The sequence below is a fragment of the SAR202 cluster bacterium genome (assembly GCA_009392515.1).
In the GTDB taxonomy this organism is placed as follows: Bacteria; Chloroflexota; Dehalococcoidia; order Lucifugimonadales; family UBA6952; genus UBA6952.
Genome location: VFGE01000018.1, coordinates 1 through 25,328, shown reverse-complemented (window position 1 = coordinate 25,328; position 25,328 = coordinate 1). Strand labels below are relative to the sequence as shown.

The following is a 25,328-nucleotide window of genomic DNA, read 5'->3' as shown; positions in this document are numbered from 1 at the left end:
TCGGATAAATTATTCAATTAAAAGATTCTAGAACCTGTTGGTTTGTATCCTATTGTACCTGAATCCAAAAGTTCAGATAGTTCTTTTTCTGATAGACCTAGAAGGTCACCATATATTTGTTGATGATGTTCTCCTAACAGTGGTGATGCTGATTTGATTTCGTTTTGAGTTTGGGACATTTTCCATGGTATACCCGGATATATGTGTACACCAGCTTCGGCATGTTCTACTGTTTCAAATGTTTCTCTTTTTATATAGTGAGGGTCATTAAAAAGGTCTGGAGCTCCCATAACTGGTGCCGAAGGAATTCCTACAGATTGTAAAATATGAGTTAATTCATATTTTTCGTAATTTATAGACCAATCGGAGATAATTTTATCAATTTCAGATTCATTGGCTTTTCTGTTAGTTAAGTCCGAAGAAGAATATTTATTCAATTCTGGTGCATTTATTTTAGAAAGTAATATTTTCCACTGATTGTCGTCGGTAACAGCAATCGTAATCCATTCATCATTTCCTTTTGAAGGATATATATTATGTGGACAATATAAATTAGATTTATTACCTATTCGAATCGGTTCTTCATTTGAGACTTGATATTTTATCAATTCTCCCCCTATCAGAGATACTGCAGATTCTTGTTGAGAAACATCTAAGTACATTCCTTCACCAGTATATTTTCTGTATCTCAGTGCTGCTAGTATGACACCCGCTGCATGAGATCCAGTTATAGGATCTCCATGGTTTATACCTGATTTTATAGGGCCGTCATTGTCATATCCTGTCATATGGGCCATACCAGATAACTGTTCTTGTCCAATTCCATAAGCTAAATATTTTTTCCATGGTCCTGTATTTCCGAAAGCTGGCATTGAAGCATAGATTATATCGGGTCTAATAGATTTAATTTTTTCATAAGGATAACCCAGTCTTTCAAGGCTTCCTTGTCTGAAATTTTCAACTAATACGTCTGAAATCGAAAGTAGTTGCTCGAAAGTATTTTTTCCCTCTTGAGTAGTAAGCTCTAATGTTATGCCATATTTATTCATGTGTAGGCAATTAAACCACCCATTCCTGTTCCATGGGTTTTCTCCTGGATCTGCATTTGGATATGAAACTATTCCAGGATTAGGATTAACTGGACCCCTATGACTATCATAAACACGTAAAGATTCTAATTTAATGACTTCTGCTCCTAAATCTGCAAGTAATTTTGTCGCATAAGGGCCTGCCCATATACGAGATAGATCCAACACTCTGAGATTTTTTAATGGCATATTTATGGTCATTGAAGATACCCTTTGGTTATCCCTTCTTCTATTGATTGTTCTGTCATTGGTGTATATTTGCTCAATGTAGGTTTCGTGTCTTCTCCTAAAAGAGGTGATCTAGAGTATACCCATTTGTCTAGGTCAGTTTTTATCGGCATACCTGGATACAATAAAGTGCCAGCTATAGGATGCTCGATTTCAATAAAGTAACTTCTATCAATAAGTTGTTCCATTTCGAGAATGTCGCTAATCGTTGAAACGTATGCAAATCCTAGGCCGTGTTCCTGTCCTGCTTTAAATATATCTTCTTTTTTGTTTTCGATTAACCAGGGTAGCATTAAAGCATCAATTTCGTCTGCATATTCTAGTCGTCCACTTCTTGTTCCATATTTGGGATCTGATAATTCTTCTCTTCCCATAATAGAAGCAAATTCAGACCAGCGATGATCAGGACCTGAAATAATTCCTACAAAACCGTCTGCACAAGGATAAATACCCCATGCAGCTCTTCCGTATCCCCTATTGCCTACTCTTGTATATTCTACCCCTGAATAACTGTATTGCATAAAAGCATTTTCCATAACATTAGTTCCATACTCTGCAATTGAGATATCAATATATTGACCAATACCCGTGTCTTCGGCTAGCATCGTTGCTCCTAGACTTGCTACAAAGGCATTTTGTCCACAACCTAGTTGAGCTAATGGAGCTCCTTCTTTTAATGGGTAATTATCTGGCTCTCCTGTTATCTTCATCAGTCCACCTGAAGCATACAAATTAAGCTCAGTTGCTTTCCAATCACTATAAGGTCCATTTTGTCCATAATTTGAAATAGATGTCATTACTATTGCAGGGTTGATTGCTGACATGGTTTTATAATCAAGCCCAAGTTTGTTCATAGTGCCCGGGGAAAAATTTTCAATAATTAAATCGATATTCGGAATTAACTTAAGAATAGTATCTCTTCCTTCAGTAGTTTTTAAATCTATGCAAATACTTTTTTTAGAAGTATTTAGATACAAAAACCAAGCACCTGTTTCGGGTGAGTTAATATTATTTGCAAATGGAGGTTGATGCCTTAGAGGGTCTCCAGTTCTTGGTTTTTCTATTTTTAAAACTTCTGCCCCTAATGTTGCAAATAATTTTGTGCAATAAGGGCCAGAAATGTACTGTGTGAAATCTAAAACCCTAATACCATCTAAAAAATTCTTCATAATTTTCACTAAAATTCCATAACTACTTTTAGACAGTCATCTGTTTTATCACTATACATGTCGTATGCTTGCTGAACATCATCAAAAGTTTTTCTGTGAGTAATTAAATGGTCAAGTGATAATCGATTTTGGTCGACAAGGCTTATAGTTTGTTCTACAGCAATATTTCTTCTACCACTTCTAGCGCTTGATGTGGCGATAAGTTTAATCTGTTTATCAAACATAGTGCCAATTTCTAGATTTAGGTTTTCATTCCATTGAACACCAAACAAAGTTACAAATCCTTGTCTTTTAACAAGATCAAAACACTGATTCAGAGTAGATTCTTCGCCTGCAGCTTCTATAACAATATCGACTAATTCTCCATTAGTTATTTCTTCTACTAATTCAAGAGGATTTGATTTGCTAGGGTTTATAGTATGAGTTGCACCAATATTTTTTGAAACTTCTAGTCTGTTGTCTAGTAAGTCAGTAGTAATTACATTTTTAGCCCCCCCGGCGGCCACTAAACTTGTGAAGTTTAATCCAATTGGCCCTTGTCCTAATATAGCAACATTTTTACCTAGGAACGATCCTGTCTCTTGACATGAGAATAAAACTGTTCCCATAGGTTGGCACATCAACCATACTGCGGGATCTCCGTAGTTCGGAACTAAAACAGCATTTGTTTCATGCTCTGTCATGTATTCTTTGAGACCGTCAGACTTTGAAGCAAGAACAATTACTCTGTCTCCCACTTTGTAAATATTTGATTTACTTTCAACAACTATTCCTATGCATTCATGATTAGGTTTTCCAATTTCTAATGGGTATTCTTCTTCGGGAAGTACTGCATCATATTTTCTTAAGTCGCTTCCGCAGACAGAAATAGTTTCTAGTTTAACCAAAATTTCATTTTCATTAGGTGCAGGAACGTCCGTTTCAATAAGTTCTAACGTTTTTGGACTTGTCAGTTGAGCAGCTCTCATATCATCCTCGTTTCTTCAAGGTTGCATTTACATACGGGATTATAAACCTTTATATTCATGTTTACTAGCATTTAAAATAGGTTTTAAAATCATAAGTATACTTCCTGCTTGTTGGGAATAGACAACATATTTTGTTAATATTTTGTTATAATGTTATGTATATAATTCATAAATAAAGTTGTTAGCATTTTCGGGAGGCCTTGATTAAATGGAAAAATTAGCTGTTTATTGCGCTCAAAACCCTTTTAAAGTAATCTTTTCGTGGTTATTTATTTTTGCCTTATCTATTTACTTAAATATTTCATTTTTGGAAGATGGTTTAACAACTGAATTTACTTTTATTACTCAACCAGAATCAGAAAAAGGCCAAGAAGCCTTGCTTGATTTGACAGGACCGAGACTTGCTAGCGAATTAATCGTAGTAAAATCAGATACTTTCAAGGTGAGTAATCCTGAATTTGAAAACTTAGTTACTTCGATTCAGACAGATTTAACTAAGTTAGGCCCAAACATAATAAAAAATAACTACAGTTATTACCAAACACAGGATCCTCAATCAGTTTCTAAAAATCAAAATGCTACTTTGATTGGATTGACTTTGTCTGTTAGTGTGGACGCAGGTATAAAAAATGTACCTAAAGTCATTGAAATTGTTGATAAATATAATAAAGAACCAAACTTTGAAGTATTGATATTAGGTGAAGCATCAATCGCTTCTGCTTCCAATAAACTATCTGAAGAAGATTTGATTCGTGGTGAATCTATTGGAGGTTCAGTTGCGTTAGTAATTTTGATTTTGGTCTTCGGCGGATTAGTAGCAGGAGTGCTTCCACTTATATTAGCTCTTCTCGGTATAGTAATAGCTACTGGATTAGTAGCTATTATTGGAAACATATACCAGTTGTCGTTTTTTATAACTAATATGGTAACAATGATAGGTCTAGCTGTCGGTATAGATTATACCTTGTTTATTATTTCAAGATATCGAGAGGAACGAAATCAAGATTTTGATAAAATTGAAGCGGTTAGAAGAACTGCATCCACAGCAACACGTTCCGTAGTAATTAGTGGAATAACTGTAATGCTAGCTTTATTAGGTATCGTAATTGTACCTACCCTAGTTTTTGTAAGCTTAGGTATTGGAGCTTTAATTGTAGTTGTGGTTTCAATTTTGATTAGTCTTACACTTTTACCATCATTAATAGGTTTACTTGGAGACAAATTAAATTCGTTAAGAGTGCCTTTTTTAAATAGTAGAACTTCAAAAAGTGTTGAAATTACAAGTTCTGCAAACATTTGGGTAAGATTTGCAGGTTTTGTAATGAGATTTCCAATAATCAGCTTAGTAGTTGTGTTAATAGTACTCGTTCCCATTTCAATGCAAACTAATTCTCTTGTTACAGGGGCTAATGGTATTGATACAATGCCAGAAGATATGGATATCGTAAAAGCTTATAATGTTTTAAGTGAAGAATTCTCATATGGTTCTATTTCAACTCAAGATATAGTTGTTTCTGGCAGATTTGCACCTGAGGCTTTAAATAGTGCTGTAGAAATATTATCTCAGCTGGTACAAGGTGATCCTGATTTGATTGGTATTCTTGGGACTCCTCAAATTAATTCACAAAATGATGTGGCATTAATAAGAATTGCAACTGCATCAGTAGTTGGTAGTAGCCAATCTGAAAATACTGTTAAAAGACTACGTGATTCCATTGTTCCTGAGGCATTTTCTGGATTAGATTCCTCTATTTATGTAAGTGGAGATCACGCCTTTTATGCCGATTTTTATCAAATGGTTGATGAATTTACACCGTATGTTTTTGCATTAGTTTTGACATTAAGCTTCATCTTATTAATGATGACATTTAGATCGATAGTCATACCTATTAAAGCTGTTCTAATGAATTTACTTTCTGTTGGTGTGGCTTATGGATTACTTGTTTTGGTATTTCAAAAAGGAATTGGAAATGAAATCTTTGGTTTTCAACAAACCGATATTATTGAGGCCTGGATTCCTTTATTTTTGTTTTGTGTTGTTTTTGGTTTGTCGATGGATTATCACGTATTCTTACTGAGCAGAGTAAAAGAATTCTATAATAAAACAAAAGATAACACACTTGCAGTTTCATATGGCCTAAGTTCTACAGCTACTATAATCACAGGAGCAGGGTTGATAATGGTCGCTGTTTTTGGTGGCTTTGCTTTGGGAGAAATGTTGATGATGCAACAAATTGGATTTGGACTATTGGTTGCCATATTGTTAGATTCAACTATTATACGTATTATTTTAGTTCCTGCTAGTATGAAACTTTTGGGTGAATACAATTGGTATATGCCAAAATGGTTAGAATGGTTACCCACTGTGAAATTTGAAGCTGAAAATTAATATTTTTTCAATTTTTACTATTAAAGCTAAATAACATCGTTGAAATAGTAGTATTTCAACGATGTTTTTTTTATATTAATCAAGTATGAAAATCAGATATTTAAATTTTAGTTTAAATTGTTATGAATTATCAGAATGCAGGTATGCTATCTCCATATAAAGTATTAGATATGACGCAAGGTGCATGTAGTTTATCTGGCAAAATTTTTGCTGACTTAGGTGCTAACGTGATAAAAATTGAATCTCCTAATGGTGATTTAAGTCGCTTTAGAGGTCCATTTATTAATGATAAACCTCATATTGATAGCAGTTATGAATGGCATTATTTAAATGCTAATAAACGAGGAATCACTCTAGATTTAGAAAAAAATAAAGATTTAGAAATATTTAAAAAGTTAATTATTGATACAGATTTTTTATTTGATTCATTTGATCCAGGATATTTGAAATCCAAAGGATTGAGTTATCAAGATTTGAAAAAAATAAATCCTAAATTGATCATGACGTCAATCACCCCTTTTGGCCAAGATGGCCCTTACATGAATTATTTAGGGCCTGATTTAGTAGTCTGGTCTCTTGGAGGATATATGTGGATGTGTGGAGATCCTGAACGAGCACCTGTTCGAATTAGTATAACTCCCCAATCTTATTATCATGCATCAGCATCAGCAGCATCAGCAGCATTAATTGCTTTATACAAAAGAAACCAAAATGAAGTGGGAGATTTTATAGATCAATCTGTACAACATACTGGTCCTTGGTTTTTGACTCATACGTATCAATGGTATGAATATGAAGATGTTATCTTGAAGAGAGAAGGTGGATGGAGACAATTTGGCACTACAAGAACTCGAACCCTTTACCCATGTAAAGATGGATATGTGGTATTTATGAGTTTTGGTGGACGTTTGGGGGAAAGCGTACAACAAGGTGTAATTGGATGGATGGAAAAAGAAGGAGAGATTCCTGATTATCTCAAAGATTTTGATTGGTCGACTTTTGATGCTTTAAATACACCTGAAAAGGATAGAGAGAAAGTGTTTGGGGCCATTGGAGAATTTTTAAAAACCAAAACTAAATCTGAATTACTTGAAGCAGCAGTTAGAGAGAGATATACGATGGCACCAGTAAATCATTTAGGAGATGTAGTAGAAAATCCACAATTAAATTCAAGGCAATTTTGGCATAGTAACTTTAATAAGAATCTAGATAGAGCACTTAAGTATCCAGGAGCTCCATTTTTATCATCAGAATTTGAAATGAAATATTATCGAAGTGCTCCATCCTTAGGTGAGCACAATGATGAAATAAAAGCAAAATTATAGGAAAGTTATGAATAAGAATAAACCGCTTGAAGGTATTAAAATACTGGATTTTACAACCATTGTAATGGGGCCAGCTTCAACACGGATATTATCTGATTGCGGAGCACAAGTCATAAAAATTGAATCTTCCAGTCGTTCAGACACATTAAGATCAGCCACCCCCTATAAAGGAGAAGATCCCAGTCCAAACCGAAGTGGTTATTTTGCAATGTATAATGCTGGTAAACTTTCACTCCCTATTAATATGAGGAATCCAGAAAGTGTAAATTTTGTTAAAGAATACCTTGTTCCTTGGGCAGATATAGTAGTGACTGCTTTTACCCCAAGAGTTTTGCCTATGTGGGGTATGACATACGATGACTTAGCTACAATTAAACCTGAACTAATAATGTTAAGTGCCTGTCTAATGGGTAACACAGGACCATATGCAGATTTACGGGGTACTGGTCAGTTAGCTGCTGCGTTATCTGGTTGGTATGAAAATACCGGCTGGCCAGATAAAGATCCTGTTGGGCCTTATTCTGCATATGCTGATTTTGTTTCATGGAATTATTTTATAGTTGCAGTTATGGCAGCCTTGGATTATAGAGATCGTACAGGGAAAGGACAATATATTGACCAATCAATGTTTGAAAGTACGCTCCAGTTTGCCGGTCCTCAATTAATGTATTATTTGAATGAAGGGAAATTAACTACACGTATGGGGAATCAAGATGTTGATTATTGTCCTCATAATACATATCCATGTAGTGGAGATGATAGTTGGTGTTCAATAGTTATTGAAAATAATCAACAATGGTCAGTATTTTGTAATCTGATGGGAAGAAATGATATTAAAGATGATCCAAAATTTAATACTTTTGAAAATCGAAAAAATAATGAACTAGAATTGGATGAAATTATAAGTGAATGGACAAAGAATCAGGATTCATTTAGATTGATGCATTTGTTGCAACAAAATGGAATTCCTGCAGGTGTTGTTCAAAATGCTTCTGATTTGTTTCGTGATCCACAATTAAGACATCGTAATCATTTTGTTGTAAGAGCTCATCAAGATATGGGATATCATCATATTTTGACTCCCAGTTTTATCTATGAAAATAGTGATAGATTCCCAGACACTGCGGCACCTTTATTAGGAGAACATTTAGAATATATTTGCAAAGATATATTAGACATACCAGATGAACTTTTTGCTGAATTAATTTCAAAAGGCATATTAGAATAAACTATAAGGAGACATATGAGACTTGGAATATTAGCCCAATTTGGCGGAGTTAGGAATGAAACATCTGCTCAAGACTGGAAGCTGGGTATAGATAAAATCAAATTAGCTGAGAGTTTGGGGGTTGAATGTGTAATGGTCTCCGAGGCTTGGGGTTTATCTGCAATACCTTGGATGAGTCTAATAGCAACACAAACTAACTCAATTCAAATAGGATCTTGTATATTGAATTCTTTTTCACGAAGCCCAGCTGCATTGGCGCAAGAATTTGCCTCACTAGATGTACTTTCAAATGGAAGAATGATCTTCGGTTTAGGTGCTTCAGGAGCAAATGTTATAGAACATTTTCATGGTATTGATTACCAAAAACCATTGAGAAGAATGAGGGAATATATAGATATATTCAAAATTCTCATTTCAGGAGAGAAATTATTTTATGATGGTGAAATTTACAAATTAGAACGTGGGTTTCGGTTAGAATATGATCGCCCAAGAAATTATATTCCAATTTATATTGCGTCATTAACCCCAAAATCCATAAAACAATCCGGAGAAATAGCTGACGGGATATTTCCTATCCATTGGCCCAAAGAACAGTTTTCATCATTAAGGACAGGGTTGCAAGAAGGTGCTGATTTAGTGGATTCAAGTAAAAGTTTAACTATTGCTCCTCAAACGAGACTTGTTGTTCTAAATGGAGATGATGATGAATCTAAATGGCTTCAATCAAAACAATTAGTCCACTACTATATTAATAGAATGGGTACATTTTATTGGGAAGCTTTGATTCGTAATGGATTTGAAGAAGAGGTACAATCTTCTAGGGAAGCTTGGGAAGCTCGAGATGTTGATAAATCTATAAATGCAATAACAAATGAAATGATTGAATCAATGCAAGTAATTGGAACGATTGAAGAAATAAGAGATAAATTTATCGAGCGATCTAATCTTGGTGCAGATCTGCAATTAATTCAAATGCCTGCTGGAGATTTAGAATATACTGAAAAGATATTAAAAACCCTACTTAATTAGTTTCTATTCTTATCTCACGTTGTCTCATTAGCTACAGATATGTATAATATTACTGGAGTTATATATATGGAAAAATCAGTTAGGATTAAAGTCCCAGCAACCACAGCAAATATAGGCCCAGGATTTGATTGCCTTGGTATGGCACTTGATATTTGGAATTATGTTGAATTTACTATAACAGATGAAAAAAAAGACCAAGTAATAATTACTGGCCAAGGTCAAGATGTTTTAAATACGGGTAGCGATAATCTTATTATTGCTTCAGCCCATAAATATTTTTCATATTTTGACATAAAACCACCTAGATTACTAATTAACTGTGAAAATAATATTCCTGTTTCTAGAGGATTAGGTAGTAGTTCTAGTGCTATTATTGCTGGTTTATTAGGGGCTGTTAACATATGTGAACATTCGATTGATTACGATTTAATTCTTAAATTAGCAAATGAAATCGAAGGTCATGCCGATAATGTAGCAGCAGCTTTATATGGCGGTTGTATATTAGTCATAAATGATAATAGCGGAAACTTAATTCATCAAAACATTGCCATACCTGAAGATTTACGTTGTGTTTTGTATATCCCTGGTTTTTCTATGGCAACTGATGAGGCCAGAAATCTATTAAAAGATACAGTGTCTAGAATGGATGCAGTTTATAATATTTCAAGACTTGGTTTGCTGATAAATGCCTTAAATACGAGTGATTTCAAGTTACTGAGTGTGGCGATGCAAGATGCACTGCATCAACCTTCACGTAAAGCAGTTTTTAGAGGTATGGACATTGTGATTAAATCTGCTATGGATGGAGGAGCTCTTGGAGCTTGCCTCTCAGGGGCAGGCCCAACCATTTTGGCATTTACTAATGGGCGTGAAATAACTGTTACTTATGAAATGAGAGACGCTGGGGACAAATTACAATTAAATGGTGATGCAATAGTCTCTGCCCCATCTATACTTGGGGCACAAAGGTATTAAAATGAGCATAGTAGTACATAAATATGGTGGCAGTTCGGTAGCAGATGCTAATAAAATTAGTAATGTGGCTCATCGAATTGTGGAAAGTTATAAACAAGGATTTCAAGTTGTAGCGGTTGTTTCTGCAATGGGTAAAACTACTGACGATTTAATTAATTTAGCAAATTCATTAAATACAGACCCGTCTCCAAGAGAAATGGATTTATTAATGTCTACTGGAGAAATAGTCTCCTGTTCATTGGTTTCTATGGCTGTTTCATCATTAGGATTCAAAAGTATTGCTCTAACGGGTGAACAAGCTGGCGTTAGAACAGATCAGCTTCATACAAAAGCAAGAATAAATAAAATGGTTCCTGCAAGAATAAACAAAGAACTTGATGAAGGTAAAATTGTTGTTGTTGCTGGATTTCAGGGAGTTAATGAAGATAATGAAGTGACTACTTTAGGACGAGGTGCTTCGGACTTGTCTGCTGTAGCATTAGCAATTGGTTTAAATGCAGATCGTTGTGAAATATATACAGATGTAGAAGGTATATTTGACGCAGACCCCAATATCGTTAAAAATGCGCAACTATTACCTTACATTAGTTTTGAAGAGATGCTCGAAATGGCAAATTATGGTGCAAAAATGCAACCTCGATCAATAGAATTAGCCGCTGCTTTTAATATGCCAATATTTGTAAAATCGAGTTTTAAAGATGGTCAAGGTACCATTATTGGTGGAGAGAATACTATGGAAAATGATAATCGAGTTAACGCTGTAACAGTTGATAAAAATGTCGCAAAAATTACAATTTTATCTGTCCCAGATAAACCAGGGGTGGCTGTATCTATTTTTAAACCTCTTTCTGAAAAAGGTATTAGTGTTGATACTATAGTGCAGAATGCAGGTTCTAATAATATTACCGATTTGACATTCACAGTTGCTCGTTCGGATTTAAATTCTGCAATAGAAATAATAAAGGATTTAATAGACTCTATTGGTGCAAAAGGCTTTGAAACGAATTCGAATTTAGTTAAAATCAGTGTTATTGGAACTGGTATGCAAAACAATCCTGGATATGCGACAAGTATGTTTGGAGCATTGGCAGACAATGGTGTCAATATAGAACTCATTACTACTTCGGAGATTCGCATAACTTGTATTATAGATGAAAATCAAATAGAAACTGCAGCAAATGCTTTACACTCGGTTTTCGGATTAAGTAAATAAAATGGCCTTATCAAATTTATCAATTGTCATTCCGGTTTATAACGAACAGGAGAGAATTTCTGCGTCCCTAGATACTATTCTTGAATACCTAGCAAATTCAGATTTTCATTGCGAAATACTTATTGGAGACGATGGTAGTGATGATAATACGGTGGATGTTGTTAATAAATATGTTGAAAAACATTCAAATATACATTTGTTTCAATATTCTCATAGAGGAAAAGGCGCAGTAATTAAAGATACTATCATGATGGCAAATGATGCGTATTGTTTTATATGTGATGCAGATTTATCAATGCCAATTACTCAATTAGATCGGTTTCTATTAGATTTGGATGAAAATGATCATATATTATACGGTACCAGGGAAAGTGTATTCTCTAGTAGAATTGGAGAACCCTATTTTAGATATGTTTTAGGAAGGGTTTTTAATTTTCTCACAAAATTATTATTACAAATCAACATCAAAGATACTCAATGTGGTTTCAAAATGTTTAATATGAGTGTCTGCAGGGATATTTTTGAACAACAAACTATGAATGGATTTATATTTGATGTTGAATTATTCTTCTTGGCCCGAAAAAAACAACTCAATACTAAAGAAATACCTATAGATTGGTATTATTATGGAGACAGTAAAGTGAGACCTTCAATAGATTCATTCAAAATGTTTATAGACATTATTAGGATCAGACTAAATAGCTTTTTCGGTCGTTATAAATAAAATTCTAAGGATGGCAAACAATGGAATTATGGTTATGGTGTATGAGTTGCAACTATGCATCTCCAATAAATCTACCGGATAAATTAACTGAGGGTAAAAACATTGAGGAAATTACTTTGCCGTACCTTTCAGATGAATCAATTAGGAAAAAATTAATTCCATTTGATAATGATAGGTTTATGAAGATAAAAAGTATAAGTAATATATATGCAGAAATGCAATATGAACAATATATTGAATTGATGAAAGATACTGCAAAACGATTATGTTGTTTTTATTGCGGAGTGTCATTTCAATCACTTGAAAGTTGGCATTATATTAGAAGTATTAATGAACCATCTTCTATGCATGTTTTACCTGAGATAGGTGTAAAATATGATTTGTGGGATCTAAATCCGTTTGGTGGGGATGCTGACGCTGGAAATTTTGAATAAACAAAGGAGATAATATGGCTAATTCTGAATTCGGGAAAATAGATGTTGAAATTATATATTGTGTTAGTTGAGGGTACTTCCCAGTAGCCACGTGGATGGCTGCAGAGTTTTTATCTAGTCATAACCCTGGTGATATAGCAATCACAATAACACCTGCGGATAAAGGTCGGCTTGAAGTGTATATACAAAAAGAAAAAGTTTATGATTGTAAGGATGAAAAAGCTATGCCTGATTATAATAAAATCAAAGAATTGCAGATGCTTGTAATCGAAAAATTATTTGAAGTCTAAATATCTAAGGTAATTAATATATGAAAAAAAATGTGTTGGTTTTTGGTGTTTCAGATTCTGAAACACCAAAATATTTAGAAAAAGTTTCTGAAACTATTGACCTGACAATAATCACTAATGATTCTATTTCTCAAAATCTATCAAAAAATGAAACTGTTTTCTCAGGAATGCTTTTACTCGATGATACAAGTAAAGTAGATAATTACAATTGCATATACACTAACTCCTATCACTTTACAGAATTACAGTCTCAATTAAATACTATTTTAAATAATAACCGGCCAGTTTTAGCTATTGGCCAAGGCATGTATTTCTTAAATGATTTATTTAATAAAAATGCCAAACAAATTTATGATGAAATTAAAACTTCAGATGATTTATTAGATATATTTATTTCTCCAGGATCAAAAACTGCTGCAATAATTGGTTCTGGTGGGTTTTTTAAAATACCTAATTCACTACCTCAGTCGATGAAAGAATTCCAACGATCTAAAGATTTAATTACTTCTGTTTACGAATTAGGTACTGGTTATGTCCATGGAATTGAAAGTACTTTACACGATTGGGTTTTAGGTTACCAATTTAATCCATTTATTGACGGTCCTTCTATAGTACGGGCATTAATTGATGGATTTATTGAACGAGCAGTACAATAATCGTTGTTTTGCCCCCCCATATATGGTAGAATTTGTTTGCTAGATACATATTATTGTGCTTTATTGTAGGGGCAAAATGACAACAAATGAGATTATAAAACCTGTAAGAATAGTAGATGAAATGCGTAGTTCCTATATTGACTACGCCATGTCTGTAATAGTTGCTAGAGCCTTACCTGATGTAAGAGATGGATTAAAACCTGTTCATCGAAGAATTTTGTATTCTATGGATGAATTGAATATGCGTCCTGGAAGTTCATACAAAAAAAGTGCAAGATTGGTTGGAGAAGTATTAGGTAAGTATCATCCTCACGGTGATACTTCAGTTTATGATGCAATGGTCAGATTAGCTCAAGATTTTTCAATGCGATATCCACTTGTAGATGGACAAGGAAACTTTGGAAGTATTGATGATGATCCACCAGCAGCTATGCGTTACACAGAAGCAAAATTGGCAAGTATAGCTATGGAAATGCTAGGAGATATTGACCGAGGAACTGTGGATTTTGTACCAAATTTTGATGATTCTTTATCCGAACCAGTTGTATTACCTTCACGTATCCCAAATCTTATAGTCAATGGTTCTACAGGAATTGCTGTAGGAATGACGACCAACATTCCACCTCATAATTTGTCAGAAATTTGTGACGGTATTATTCATCTTATTAGTAACCCTAAAGCTGATGTAGAGGAACTAATGGAATACGTTAAAGGTCCCGATTTCCCGACCGGGGCTTTAATTATGGGAACTACTGGTATTCGCGAAGCATTTGAGACAGGTCGTGGCAGAGTTGTAATAAGATCAAATATAGATATAGAGGAATTGGGTAGAAATGGGAGATACCAATTTGTTATAACTGATATTCCTTACATGACCAATAAGGCAAATCTTGTTCAGAAAATTGCTACACTTTCAAAAGAGAAAAAAATTGAAGGCATCTCAGAAATTCGTGACGAATCGGATCGAAAAGGAATGAGAATTGTAATTGAATTAAGAAGAGATGCACAAGCTCAAGTAGTAAAAAATATTTTATATAAACAAACAGCTTTACAAACATCTTTACATTACAACATGTTAGCTTTGGTCGACGGACAACCTCAAACACTTTCTTTGAAATCAGTTTTGCAACATTATATTGATTTTAGAGAAGAAATTGTAAGACGTAGAACACAATTTGAAATTGATAAAGCGAATGCTAGGATACATATCCTCGAAGGTTTAAAAACAGCGTTAGATAATTTAGATGAAATCATTGATTTAATAAGAAACTCAGATGACACAGACGCTGCGCGTCAGGCTTTGATTGCAGGTTATAACCTTGACGAGATTCAGGCAAATGCAATTCTAGATATGCAACTTAGAAGATTTGCAGCTCTCGAAAGAAAAAGAATTGAAGATGAATATGACACCCTAGTTAAAGCTGTTGCTGAGTATCTAGCATTACTCGCAGATAGAAAGAAGATACTAAAAGTCATTGAGACTGAAACAAAAGAACTAAAGAAAAAGTTTGGAGATGATCGCAAAACAGAGATAAGTCTTGAAGAAATATCCGGATTCAATTTGGAAGATCAAATACCTCACCAAGAAACCATAATAACCTTAAGTAATCGGGGCTATATCAAATCTATACCTGCAACAACATTTAGAAGGCAGCATCGCGGAGGCAAAGGAGTTAAGGGGCAAACAACAAGGGAAGATGATTGGTTAAAAGATCTAGTTGTCTGTGATAATCACGACACATTATTATTTTTTACTGATAGAGGAAGAGTTTATAAAAATAAGGTGTATCAAATCAATACAGATACTTCCAGAACAACTCGTGGAACCCCATTAGTTCAATATTTGAACTTAAAGCCAGATGAAAAAGTTCAAACTATACTTGCTGTTGAATCTTTAGAAGAAGAAGAAAAAGATTTATTATTTGCTACAAAATTGGGCGAAATCAAAAGAATGGACTTAAAGCGAATAGTTAACATAAGAGCCAACGGAATAAATTCAATGGATTTAGAAGATGGTGACGATTTGATCTCTGTTAGATTAGCAGATAGAGGTGCTGATGTGTTGATGGTTTCTCAACATGGTGTTTCTATAAGATTTGACTCTACAGAAGTAAGATCCAGCTCAAGAATTTCAGGTGGTGTCCGAGGTATGCGTTTAAGAGATAGTGACTATGTTGTAGCAATGGATATTGTGGATCCTGATGGGCAACTTCTGGTTATAAGTGAAAGAGGAGTAGGTAAACCAACATCACTAAACGACTATCGTACAGCTCATAGAGGAGGGTATGGAGTTGCTACTTTTAGGATTACTAGTAAGAGTGGTCCAGTAGCTACAGCGAGAGTGGTGAAAGAAGCTGAAGATATTTTGATTATATCTGAGCAAGGTCAAGTAACTAGGACTAGTTTAGCTGAATTAAGAATATTAAGTAGAAGAACCCAAGGGGTTAGTATTGTTAATATGGAAACAAATGATAAAACAGTGTCAATTGCTTCTATGGACCCTATTCTAAGAAATGCTAGAGATACACAACCTAAGGCTGCTAAAGGAAAAGAAGCAGCTCTGGAAACGACTCTACAAAATAGTGGGATTGATGAAGATGGTGAAATTTATAATAATGACTCATCTGCTGAAAATACAGAAGAATAATTTAAAAATCTACATGTATAGTCCACCATTAATATGAATTTGTGTTCCTGTAATATAAGACCCTTTTAGAATCAAATAACTAACCATTTCCGAAATATCTTCAGGTTCTCCAAACTTTTTTAGCGGTATAGATGATAAAATTCCTTCTTTCAATTGTTCTGGAATCCTGTCGGTCATATCAGTTTTTATCCACCCTGGACATATAGAATTAACTGTTATATTGTAACGAGCTAATTCAAGTGCTAAACCTCTTGTAAATGCGAGAACCCCTCCCTTGCTTGCAGAATAATTAGCTAAACCTATATTGCCAATTTGCCCCAAAAGAGATGCGATATTAATAATTGTACCTTTTTTATTTTCAATCATTTGTGGAATTACTGATTGACTACAATAAAAAACACTATTTAGATTGGTATTAATTACTTCTTCCCATTCATCTAAAGACATATTTCGAACAGTACGTTCTCGAGAAATACCAGCATTATTTATTAGTATGTTAATATTCCCCATTTGTTTTTGTATTGTGTTCATCATTTCATTTACAGCAGAATTATTCCCGACATTGCATTGATATATTTCTGCTTTACCATTGTTATTAGTAATTTCATTTTTCACTAGTAGTGCTGCTTGTTTACTATTGTTGTAATTTATAGCTATATCTGCTCCTAATTCAGCTAAGTCTTTCGCTATTTGTTTACCTATTCCCCTAGACCCTCCAGTTACTAAAGCCACCTGGCCAGACAATGGTTTTATTGTATTTTGCATAGTTACCTCTTATTTTAAACATTATAAATTCACATAGTACTTTTATTAACTTGTTTAATTATTATTCATACATAGAAAATTTCAATAGAAAATAGTATAATTTATTTAGAAAAAAATACTTTTTAATTATTATTTATTTCCGGATAACAAAATTGGAAACATCTCAAATTTCAGCATTTATTGCAGTCGTTGAGCATCAAAGCTTTACAAAAGCGGCTGAAATATTAGACCTTACTCAGCCATCACTAAGTGCTAGGATTATATCACTTGAAAAAGAGATGAATGAGCAACTTTTCCAAAGAACAGGAAGGGGTGTTCGCCTTACTGATGCCGGTAAGGCTTTAGTTCCTTATGCTGAGAGGATTTTACAGTTTATATCTGATGGTAAAGAAGCTGTGCTTGGGGTACATAGTAATTCAGTTGGCAAAATAAGAATTGGTTCGGCAAGAGCTATATGTGCATATGTACTACCTAGCATTGTAGAAAAATTTCGGGAATTATACCCCGGAGTTGATGTTACAATTAAAACAGGTAGATCCTCAGATATAGTCGACATGGTACTTGAGGACGAAGTGGAAATTGGATTAACTCGTTCAATATATCATCCTGATTTACAAGTTAGACACCTTTATGATGAACAAATAGTCTTAGTAACTGATCCATCTCATAAATTTGCACTCGAAGGACAAGCTAGTATATATGATGTAGCATCCCAACCTCTAATACTTTATGACAAAGGTTCTAGTTATTTTGTATTAATAAACAGAGTAGTACGAGAGGCTGGAATTGCGCCTAATGTTACTATGGATTTAGATAGCATAGAAGCGACAAAGAAAATGATAGAAAGAGGATTGGGTGTTTCATTTTTACCCAGACATTCTGTAGAGCAAGAACTGCTAATTGGTACTTTAAAGGAAATAGAAATAATCGAAGATTATAATGTTGTTTTGCCTACTTCTGCAATTGTACGGAACTCTATTAATAGAAGTTTAGTTGTAGAGTCATTTTTAGAACTTTTATATAGTTTATACCCAGAATCTTTAGATAATTAACATTGCATCACCAAAAGAATAAAAGCGATATTTTTCTTTGATTGCTTCATTATATGCCTCCATTATAAAATCTTTTGAAGCAAATGATGATAATAAAACGAGTAAAGTGGATTTCGGCAGATGAAAGTTTGTTAAGAGCATATCAATAACGTTGAATTTGAACCCTGGCTTTATAAATAAATCAGTCCAGCCTGATCCGGAATTTATATTAGTGGAACTTTTATCTTTTCTTGTCAAATAGGCACTCTCTAAAGTTCTAGTTACTGTTGTTCCAACTGATAATATCCTTTTATGGTTATTTTTGGCTGAGTTGATAGAATGTGCGGCAGCATCATTAATGATCCATTGTTCACTGTGCATATTATGTTCGTGGATATTATCTACACGGATTGGTTGAAATGTTCCCAATCCGATTTGTAGACTGAGTTCAACTTTTTCAATGCCTTTTAGGTTAATAGATTTTAAAATTTCATTTGAAAAATGTAATCCAGCAGTGGGTGCTGCTGCACTTAAAAGAGTATCAGTCGCATATACAGTTTGGTATCTATCTGTATTCTTTTGCTCATGATTATTTATGTATGGAGGTAATGGGATAGTTCCTAATTTTTCAATCATTGTATCATCGCTTAGATTTACTAACATTGTCCCGTCACTATTTTTAGCTACTATTTCTGCACGTAAATCTTCATCGAAAGTAACTAAAACTTCATTTTTTAGATAACGCCCTGGTTTTCCTATACATTCCCAATAGCCATCTTTGTTTTGGTTTAAAAAAAGTATTTCAACTTTTCGTTTACTTCCAACAATTTCTCCAATTAATCTGCATTTCATAACTTTAGTATTATTGAAAACAAGTACGTCATTTTTATTTAGTAAATCTGGTAATTCTTTAAATATATGATGTGAAATAGTTTGTTTTGCTCGGTCTAGGAGAAGAAGCCTGGATTCATCTCTATTATTAATTGGGGATTGTGCAATTAATTCTTCTGGCAAATTATAATCAAATTCTGAAATATCCAATATTAATTCCTATTTGTTTGCAAATCGTATGCTTTTATTGTGTTATTAAGTAGCATAGCTCTTGTCATTGGCCCTACACCACCAGGTACAGGTGTAATGTTTTTTGCTATTTTTTTAACCTTTTCAAAATCTACATCACCAATTAATCGATAACCAGATTTTTTATTAGAATCCTCAATTCTATTTATACCTACATCAATTATAGTTGAATGAGGTTTTATCATGTCTTGAGTTATTGCATTAGGTTGTCCGATAGCGGCAATTAGTATATCAGCAGATAAGGTGTATTTTTTCAAATCATGAGTGCTTGTATGGCAAAGAGTAACAGTCGCATTTCCACCGATACCTTTTTGGCTCAATAGTATAGATAATGGTCTGCCAACCAGATTGCTTCTTCCGCAAATTACTATATGTTTTCCTGCAGTTTCGATTTTGGACCGTATTAATATTTGTTGTATTCCTAAAGGTGTTGCAGGTATAAATATGGGCTTATCGATACTTAATAATCCAGCACTATTTGTTCCAATGCCGTCTACATCTTTATAAGGATTTATTGCATCGATAATTAACCTTTCATCAATATGTTTAGGAAAAGGTAGTTGTGTTAAAATTCCATGATAATTATTATCAATATTCAACTTTTTAATTAAATCCAATACTTCTTGTTCTGAGGTATTTTGATCTATTTTAAATGTACGGGTCTTAATACCTACCATTTCACAATCGCGTTCTTTACCTCTCACATATGACATAGACGCAGGGTTGTTCCCGATTAATACTACTGCTAATCCAGGAATATTATTTTGTGAATTCTTAATGGTTGTGACTTTTTCAGACACTTCGTTACGTATGTCGTTTGCTATTTTATTTCCATCTATGATATTGGCACTCATTGTATATTCTTCTTTGATATTTCTTAGAATGATTATTATTTTTAATTTTGATTTACATTATAATAACTCAAGTATTAAATTAATATTATTTTTACCTAGGTATATATGATGAGGAAGAATATTATGGCAAACTTTGATGAGCAGTTAGAAAAAATGAATATTCAATTACCAGAACTTCAGGTTCCAATAGCAAATTACGTACCCGCAATTCGAACTGGAAACCTATTGTTTTTATCTGGTTCAGGCCCCCTTCCCGATCAAGATGGTAATTTAAAATTAGGCAAATTAGGGGATAATTTGTCAGTAGAAGAAGGTTATGAATCAGCAAAAACAACTGGCATAAACCTTTTGTCTAGAATTAAAAATGAAATAGGTACATTAAATAACGTTGTTAGGATAGTAAAAATATTTTGTATGGTAAATTCCTCTCCCGATTTTACACAACAACCATTAGTTGCAAATGGTTGCTCAGACTTGTTAGTTGAAGTTTTTGGTGAATATGGCAAGCATTCTAGATCTGCTGTAGGTGTAGCAGCTTTACCAAATAATTGGCCGGTAGAAATAGAAATGATATTAGAAATAAAATAATTGTAGGATATTTATGATTGGTAATGGTATAGACATAATAGAAATTGATAGAATTCAAAATGCCTGTCTTAAATGGGGTAAACGATTCCTCAACCGAATCTATACAGAGCAAGAACAGAATTATTGCCGAGGTCGTTTCCCTCAATTAGCAGCTAGGTTTGCAGCTAAAGAAGCTATGATGAAATCCTTAGGGACAGGTAAACGAGGGCTTTTATGGGTTGAAATTGAAGTTGTTCGTGAACGCGGGAGAGCGCCGACAATATTGTTGCATGGAAATGCTTTAGCTATAGCTGAAAAGCAAAAAGTTAAAGAAATACAATTAACAATTTCACATTCTAGAAATTATGCAGTTGCTTCGACACTTGCTATAAAACATTAGAGGTGCAAATGATTCAGATATTGTCTGTTGAAGATATTAAGCAAGCAGAATTAGAATCATATTCTATGGGGGAATCATCAAATTCTTTGATAAGAAAAGCAGCTCAGTCGATTTCAAACTATATTTCTTTAGAATTTACTAACAAAACGAACAGTAATGTTGTAATCATTTCTGGAGCTGGAAATAATGGTAATGATGGTATATTGACAGGTTGTTATTTAGCCAATGATGGATATAAAGTAACAATATTTAGATATACTAATAAAAAGTCTGGATTGCCGGATTTTGTTAGATTGCAATTATCTGACTGTAAAAAAACTCAAGACATAGAATACTATGAATTTTCTGATTCGAATTTTATTATAAAACAGTTAGTTGAAAAACTAGCAACAGCTAACATAATTGTCGACTCTCTTTTAGGAGTCGGTATGAACCGACCTCTTTCTAAAGATTTATCAATATTAACAAATATAATAAATAATGCTAATTCAAATAATAATACAGTAATATCCATAGATGTTCCCACAGGAATAAATGCTGACACAGGTGAGGTTTATGAAAATAAGTTTTTAGAGAATAATAAATTAGCAATAGTCGCGGATATATTACTAACTCTTAATTATCCCAAAAAAGGATTATTCAATTTGCCCGCTATTCAATATTTTCATGATTATTTTATTTTAGAATCAGGAGTGAATTCTCGTATTGTAACAAATAAATTCTTGTTAGAAATAAATGATTTTAAAAATCTATTACCCCTTCGACAAAATTCTAGCTACAAAGGCACTTTTGGTAAATTACTTATAATTGGAAGTTCTAAAGAGTTTCCTGGTGCAGCATTTCTTGCAGGGAAATCCGCTTATCGTGCAGGAGTAGGTTTAGTTTCAATCGCTACTACTCAAAGTGCGATAACAACATACGGTTCTTATTTACCTGAATCAACTTATTGCCATTTGGATGAACAGTCAAATGGTATGATTTCATCAAGTACATCAAATTATAATGTTCTTGAAAAACAAATTTATAATTATGATTCAATCTTGATTGGTTGCGGTATGGGGAAATCACAAGAAAGTATGGAAATAATTAAATTCATAATTGATTGCCATAATAAATATAATAATCAATTTAATTTAATCATCGATGCTGATGGGATAAATAATTTAGCCGAATTAGTTAGAGCCGAGAATATAAATTTAAATAATACAATTCTAACACCACATCTCGGAGAATTAGCTAATTTAGGGCAGATAAATATAACAAATATCAATTTGAATGATAGATATAGATTATCTGAACAAGTAATCGATGAATTAACAAGTAATGATGATAACGAAAATAACACATTAGTTGCCAAAGGACCGTATACCGTAATAAAAGATAAATTTGATAAGTATTATATTTCTCCATTTGCCACGTCTCTTTTATCTATAGCAGGTAGCGGGGACGTTTTAGCTGGAGTGATAGCATCTCTTTCGGCTCAAGGGGTTAGTATCTTAAATTCCGCATTACTAGGCGTCTATTTGCATGGATTGAGTGCAACTTTGAAAAAATATGAATACGGAAGTGGAGGTTTGTTGGCTTCAGATATAGCGGATAATATTCCTTTTGCAATTAAAAAAATAAAAGATCAAAAATAACTTTTTACTTATTTACTTAAAATGTTAAAATAACTAAAAAATAACTTAATAGGAGTTTAATAAATATATGCTTTTTGCTATTGATATTGGTAATACGAATGTAACTATAGGTGTTTTTGAAAATGAAAATATCGTTACTTCATTTCGCTTAAATACTGACACTAACCGTTTTGCAGAAGAGTATTTGCTCTCAATAAATTCATTGTTATCTTTAAGAAATATAAATACTAGTGATATCGATTCTTGTGTTATTTGTAGTGTAGTACCCCCTTTAAACCCAATATTTACTCTTGTTTCTCAAAACCTTTTTTCAATAGATCCTCTAATTGTTGGTACTGGCATTAAAACTGGAATTAAAATTTTATATGACAATCCGAGAGATGTTGGTAGTGACAGGATAACAGACGCAGTAGCAGCGTTTAATATGTATGGAGGCCCAGCAATAGTAGTAGATTGTGGAACTGCTACAGTTTTTGACGCTATATCACAAAAAGGTGAATACTTAGGTGGATCAATTGCAGCAGGTGCTAGATTATCAGCTGATGCATTGTTTTCTAACACGTCTCAACTGAAAAGAGTAGAATTGTTGGCTCCAGAAAATGTTATTGGTAAATCTACTACACTTTCATTACAATCAGGCTTAGTTTTAGGGAATGTATACATGATAGAGGGAATGGTTAAAAAATTTTCAGAAGAAATGGAAGCAAATCCTATAATAATTGGTACTGGAGGCCTTTCAACTTTATTTAGCAATGTTACTGATATCTTCGATCATGTGAATGAAAATTTAACCTTAGAAGGTTTAAGGATTATCTATAATTTAAATATTTAAAGACATGCTTTATGAACGATTCGATATTAAAAGATAAAAATATAATATTAGGAGTAACAGGAAGTATATCTTGTTACAAATCTGTTGATCTGGCTAGTAAATTAATACAACTTGGTGCTAATGTATATGTGATATTATCTGATTCTGCTCAACAATTTGTTAGTGCATTAACCTTTACAAGTATCACACATTTACCGGTTATTACTAAGATGTTTGATGAAAAATCCAAATTTAGTGTAGAACATGTTGCTTTGGCAGAAATGGCTGATTTAATTCTTATAAGTCCCGCAACAGCAAATACTATAGCTAAACTTGCTCATGGATTTTCCGATGATAGTTTAACAACAACTGTTCTTGCCACTACAGCACCAGTTATTGTTGCACCTGCTATGGATGCGAATATGTATGATAATCCAATAGTTCAATCAAATATTAGCATTTTGGAAACACGTGGCTTTACTATGGCTGGACCGAATTATGGTCGAATGGCATCTGGTTTAGAAGGATGGGGGAGATTATTAGAAACTCAAGAAATTATAAGCCATATCAAATTAAAACTAGCAGAGCATGGAGATTTAGAAGGGTTTAAGATTGTTGTTAGTGCGGGTGGTACTTCTGAACCGATTGATCCAGTTAGAGTTATTTCAAATAGATCATCGGGTAAAATGGGGTATAGTATAGCAATAGCTGCTCTAGAAAGAGGAGCTGAAGTTAGTTTGGTCTCAGCATCGAAATATTTACCAGATCCTTTTGGTATTAAGGTTTCTCATGTAGAGACAGTTTCTGAAATGAGAGATTCAGTTTTATTAGAATGTAGTAATGCAGACGCTGTGATTATGGCGGCCGCTATTAGTGATTACAGAGTGAAAGAAATCGCTGATAATAAAATCAAAAAACAAAAAGATCATGATATGTATATTGAATTAGTTCAAAATGAAGATTTTCTACAAGATATTCCAGATAAGGTAAAAAAAATAGGATTTGCTGCGGAAACAGAAAATCTTGAACAAAATGCAATAAAAAAATTAAACAATAAAAATCTAGAATTTATAGTAGCTAATGATGTTACTATTGAAGGTGCAGGATTTGCTGTAGATACAAATAAAGTTTCTATCATTGATAAATCAGGAACTCTTACAGATTACCCTTTGCAATCTAAATACGAAGTTGCAAATATAATTTTGGACAAACTTAAGCAAATAATGAAATCTTAAATCGATACAAAATCAATGAATCAAACAGATAATGAATTTCCAAAATCATATGACTATAATAAAGTCGAAAAAATAATTTATTCATATTGGCAGGAAAAAAACCTTTTTTCACCAGATATGGATGATAATAAAGATCCATTTACTGTCATAATGCCCCCTCCAAATGTTACTGGAACTTTACATTATGGCCATGCATTAACTACAGCGATTGAGGACGCTTTAATTCGTTGGAATCGTATGAAAGGTAAATCGACATTATGGCTCCCAGGTAGCGACCATGCTGGGATTGCTACTCAAGTTGTTGTTGAAAAAATGCTAATGGATACTCAAGGTGTATCTAGGCATGAAATTGGTCGAGAAAAGTTTCTTGAACACGTTTGGGAATGGGTTGATAAATATGGTGGCATTATTGATGAACAATTTAACAGTTTAGGAGCTTCATGTGATTGGTCTAGAAAGTCTTTTACTTTAGATGAAGGCCCGAGCCTTGCGGTGAGAACTACCTTTGTGAATTTATATAATAAAGGTAGAATTTATCGAGGTGAAAAAATAATCAATTGGTGCCCAAGATGTCTAACCTCT

General features: G+C 33.4%; 24 protein-coding genes. 18 read left to right on the top strand and 6 right to left on the bottom strand.

What is annotated here, in order from left to right; all coding sequences use genetic code 11:
- Window positions 1-17 precede the first annotated feature (17 nt).
- The 3 genes from FI695_01280 to FI695_01270 are packed head-to-tail and all read right to left on the bottom strand — an operon-like array spanning window position 18 to window position 3,453.
- A complete protein-coding gene (locus tag FI695_01280; protein ID MQG50597.1) occupies window positions 18-1,289 on the bottom strand; it encodes a CoA transferase in 1,272 nt (423 codons plus the stop codon).
- Window positions 1,286-2,485 carry a CoA transferase gene (locus FI695_01275; GenBank protein ID MQG50596.1) on the bottom strand — a complete coding sequence of 400 codons (1,200 nt, stop codon included), beginning with the start codon at window positions 2,483-2,485 and terminating at the stop codon, window positions 1,286-1,288. Before FI695_01275 ends, FI695_01280 begins: the two co-directional genes overlap by 4 nt.
- An 8-nt stretch (window positions 2,486-2,493) precedes the next feature.
- Entirely contained in the window at window positions 2,494-3,453 is a 960-nt protein-coding gene (locus FI695_01270; GenBank protein ID MQG50595.1) for a zinc-binding dehydrogenase, read from the bottom strand.
- A 208-nt stretch (window positions 3,454-3,661) separates the two neighbouring features.
- On the opposite strand from FI695_01270, the gene FI695_01265 reads away from it, so the two are divergent.
- The 11 genes from FI695_01265 to gyrA all read left to right on the top strand — a co-directional run bounded on the left by FI695_01265 (window position 3,662) and on the right by gyrA (window position 16,363).
- Window positions 3,662-5,842, top strand: a complete 2,181-nt coding sequence (locus FI695_01265; protein MQG50594.1) for an MMPL family transporter — start codon at window positions 3,662-3,664, stop codon at window positions 5,840-5,842.
- 122 nt (window positions 5,843-5,964) lie between these two features.
- The gene (locus FI695_01260) at window positions 5,965-7,167 is read left to right on the top strand and encodes a hypothetical protein (protein MQG50593.1); all 1,203 of its coding nucleotides are present in this window, start codon (window positions 5,965-5,967) and stop codon (window positions 7,165-7,167) included.
- 7 nt (window positions 7,168-7,174) lie between these two features.
- Window positions 7,175-8,395: a CoA transferase gene (locus tag FI695_01255; protein ID MQG50592.1), complete on the top strand. Its 1,221-nt coding sequence runs from the start codon at window positions 7,175-7,177 to the stop codon at window positions 8,393-8,395.
- Window positions 8,396-8,410: 15 nt separating this feature from the next.
- Window positions 8,411-9,424, top strand: coding sequence for an LLM class flavin-dependent oxidoreductase (locus FI695_01250; protein ID MQG50591.1), 1,014 nt, complete (start codon window positions 8,411-8,413; stop codon window positions 9,422-9,424).
- A gap of 39 nt (window positions 9,425-9,463) precedes the next feature.
- Entirely contained in the window at window positions 9,464-10,399 is a 936-nt protein-coding gene (locus FI695_01245; protein ID MQG50590.1) for a homoserine kinase, read from the top strand.
- A 1-nt stretch (window position 10,400) separates the two neighbouring features.
- Window positions 10,401-11,612, top strand: coding sequence for an aspartate kinase (locus FI695_01240; protein MQG50589.1), 1,212 nt, complete (start codon window positions 10,401-10,403; stop codon window positions 11,610-11,612).
- Between the two features lies 1 nt (window position 11,613).
- The gene (locus FI695_01235) at window positions 11,614-12,336 is read left to right on the top strand and encodes a glycosyltransferase (GenBank protein ID MQG50588.1); all 723 of its coding nucleotides are present in this window, start codon (window positions 11,614-11,616) and stop codon (window positions 12,334-12,336) included.
- A gap of 20 nt (window positions 12,337-12,356) precedes the next feature.
- Window positions 12,357-12,770 (top strand): hypothetical protein, encoded by a 414-nt coding sequence (locus FI695_01230; GenBank protein ID MQG50587.1) that lies wholly within the window; start codon window positions 12,357-12,359, stop codon window positions 12,768-12,770.
- Window positions 12,771-12,865: 95 nt separating this feature from the next.
- Window positions 12,866-13,060: a hypothetical protein gene (locus FI695_01225; GenBank protein MQG50586.1), complete on the top strand. Its 195-nt coding sequence runs from the start codon at window positions 12,866-12,868 to the stop codon at window positions 13,058-13,060.
- Between the two features lie 20 nt (window positions 13,061-13,080).
- Window positions 13,081-13,716: a hypothetical protein gene (locus tag FI695_01220; GenBank protein ID MQG50585.1), complete on the top strand. Its 636-nt coding sequence runs from the start codon at window positions 13,081-13,083 to the stop codon at window positions 13,714-13,716.
- A 76-nt stretch (window positions 13,717-13,792) separates the two neighbouring features.
- The gene (gyrA, locus tag FI695_01215) at window positions 13,793-16,363 is read left to right on the top strand and encodes a DNA gyrase subunit A (GenBank protein ID MQG50584.1); all 2,571 of its coding nucleotides are present in this window, start codon (window positions 13,793-13,795) and stop codon (window positions 16,361-16,363) included.
- Between the two features lie 9 nt (window positions 16,364-16,372).
- Here gyrA and FI695_01210 read toward each other — a convergent pair whose 3' ends face one another.
- Window positions 16,373-17,116 carry an SDR family NAD(P)-dependent oxidoreductase gene (locus FI695_01210; protein MQG50583.1) on the bottom strand — a complete coding sequence of 248 codons (744 nt, stop codon included), beginning with the start codon at window positions 17,114-17,116 and terminating at the stop codon, window positions 16,373-16,375.
- Between the two features lie 164 nt (window positions 17,117-17,280).
- On the opposite strand from FI695_01210, the gene FI695_01205 reads away from it, so the two are divergent.
- On the top strand, window positions 17,281-18,180 hold the full coding sequence (locus FI695_01205; protein MQG50582.1) for a LysR family transcriptional regulator: 900 nt from the start codon (window positions 17,281-17,283) through the stop codon (window positions 18,178-18,180).
- Here FI695_01205 and queA read toward each other — a convergent pair.
- Both queA and FI695_01195 read right to left on the bottom strand, forming a co-directional pair.
- Window positions 18,169-19,200: a tRNA preQ1(34) S-adenosylmethionine ribosyltransferase-isomerase QueA gene (gene queA / locus FI695_01200; protein ID MQG50581.1), complete on the bottom strand. Its 1,032-nt coding sequence runs from the start codon at window positions 19,198-19,200 to the stop codon at window positions 18,169-18,171. The two genes, FI695_01205 and queA, sit on opposite strands and share 12 nt — an antisense overlap.
- 2 nt (window positions 19,201-19,202) lie before the next feature.
- A complete protein-coding gene (locus FI695_01195; protein MQG50580.1) occupies window positions 19,203-20,093 on the bottom strand; it encodes a bifunctional 5,10-methylenetetrahydrofolate dehydrogenase/5,10-methenyltetrahydrofolate cyclohydrolase in 891 nt (296 codons plus the stop codon).
- Window positions 20,094-20,216: 123 nt separating this feature from the next.
- Between FI695_01195 and FI695_01190 the strand changes: the two genes are divergently transcribed.
- The 6 genes from FI695_01190 to FI695_01165 form a co-directional block, all read left to right on the top strand.
- Window positions 20,217-20,681 (top strand): RidA family protein, encoded by a 465-nt coding sequence (locus FI695_01190; protein MQG50579.1) that lies wholly within the window; start codon window positions 20,217-20,219, stop codon window positions 20,679-20,681.
- A gap of 13 nt (window positions 20,682-20,694) precedes the next feature.
- Window positions 20,695-21,060: a holo-[acyl-carrier-protein] synthase gene (gene acpS / locus FI695_01185; GenBank protein MQG50578.1), complete on the top strand. Its 366-nt coding sequence runs from the start codon at window positions 20,695-20,697 to the stop codon at window positions 21,058-21,060.
- Window positions 21,061-21,068: 8 nt separating this feature from the next.
- Window positions 21,069-22,700, top strand: coding sequence for an NAD(P)H-hydrate dehydratase (locus tag FI695_01180; protein ID MQG50577.1), 1,632 nt, complete (start codon window positions 21,069-21,071; stop codon window positions 22,698-22,700).
- Between the two features lie 67 nt (window positions 22,701-22,767).
- Window positions 22,768-23,532, top strand: coding sequence for a type III pantothenate kinase (locus FI695_01175; protein ID MQG50576.1), 765 nt, complete (start codon window positions 22,768-22,770; stop codon window positions 23,530-23,532).
- An 11-nt stretch (window positions 23,533-23,543) separates the two neighbouring features.
- Window positions 23,544-24,746, top strand: a complete 1,203-nt coding sequence (coaBC, locus tag FI695_01170) for a bifunctional phosphopantothenoylcysteine decarboxylase/phosphopantothenate--cysteine ligase CoaBC (GenBank protein ID MQG50575.1) — start codon at window positions 23,544-23,546, stop codon at window positions 24,744-24,746.
- A gap of 15 nt (window positions 24,747-24,761) precedes the next feature.
- Window positions 24,762-25,328, top strand: a 567-nt coding sequence (locus FI695_01165) for a class I tRNA ligase family protein (GenBank protein ID MQG50574.1), incomplete at its 3' end; no start/stop codon positions are given.